Origin of the sequence: Mycobacterium simulans, from assembly GCF_900232995.1 — a bacterium.
In the GTDB taxonomy this organism is placed as follows: domain Bacteria; phylum Actinomycetota; class Actinomycetes; order Mycobacteriales; family Mycobacteriaceae; genus Mycobacterium; species Mycobacterium simulans.
Window position 1 is genome coordinate 1 of the sequence record NZ_OCVX01000073.1, and the last position, 1,089, is coordinate 1,089.

A 1,089-nucleotide genomic window follows, 5' to 3' on the forward strand; every position below is an offset into this window, starting at 1 on the left:
TTGTGTAGAGGCTATACGGCACCCCCCAAGCTACACCCAAGCAGCACGGCCGGCAGCGGCGGAGGAGAATAAGAGCCAGGCCAACCCCTGCCCGCGCCGGTGGCACGCCAACGCATCCAAAAACGCGTTGCCCGCCACATAATTGGCCTGCCCCGCGCTGCCCAACACCGCAGCCGCCGAAGAAAACAACACAAACGCCGACAACCCCATATCCCGGGTCAACTCATGCAAATGCCACGCACCATCAACCTTGGGCGCCAACACCTGCTCCACCCGCTCACGATCCAGCGACTCGATCACCCCATCGGCAAGCACCCCAGCAACATGAATGACCGCCCCCAGCCGATGCTCCCCACAAACGCGGTCCACCACCCCCGCCAACTGCTCACGATCGCCCACATCGCAGGCCACCACCGACACCCCACACCCCAACTCGGCCAACTCCGCAACCAACTGCTCGACCCCGCCCGCCGCCGAACCACGCCGACTCACCAACACCACATGCCCCACCCCATAACCCACCGCCAGATGCCGCGCCAACGCCATCCCCAACACCCCAGTCCCCCCGGTGATCAACACCGCCGCCGCCGGATCAAACACCGACCCCGCCACCACATCCCCGACCGGCTCGCTCACCGCCACCAACCGAGGCGCCAACACCACACCGTCGCGCACCGCCAACCGCGACTCACCACCCTGGGCCAACGCCGCCGGCACCGCCGCCCACGACGCCGCACAGTCATCAAGATCGAGCAACATAAACCGGCCCGGATGCTCCGACGCCGCGCTACGCACCAACCCATCCACCACCGCACCCGCCAAATCAGGCGCCTCACCCTCAACGGCCGCCACCGCCCCCCGAGTCACCACCACCAACCGCGAACCCCCCAAAACCGGCTCACCCAACCACGCCTGAATCAACCCCAAAACGCCATACAACCCCCCACGAACCCCACCAACACCAGCAGCGGCGACCGGCCCAGCAGTGATCACCACCTCCGGTACGCCACCCCCCGCACCGATCGCCGCGATCAATCCCCCCACATCCGAATAACACTGCACACCCTCCCAGACCCCACCCCACTGCAC

The 1,089-nt window shown here is 66.6% G+C and carries 1 protein-coding gene; it reads right to left on the reverse strand.

The annotated features are described in order from the left end of the window. Nucleotides 1-30: 30 nt before the first annotated feature. Nucleotides 31-1,089, reverse strand: a 1,059-nt coding sequence (locus MSIMFI_RS27255; RefSeq protein WP_224770491.1) for a beta-ketoacyl reductase, incomplete at its 5' end; no start/stop codon positions are given.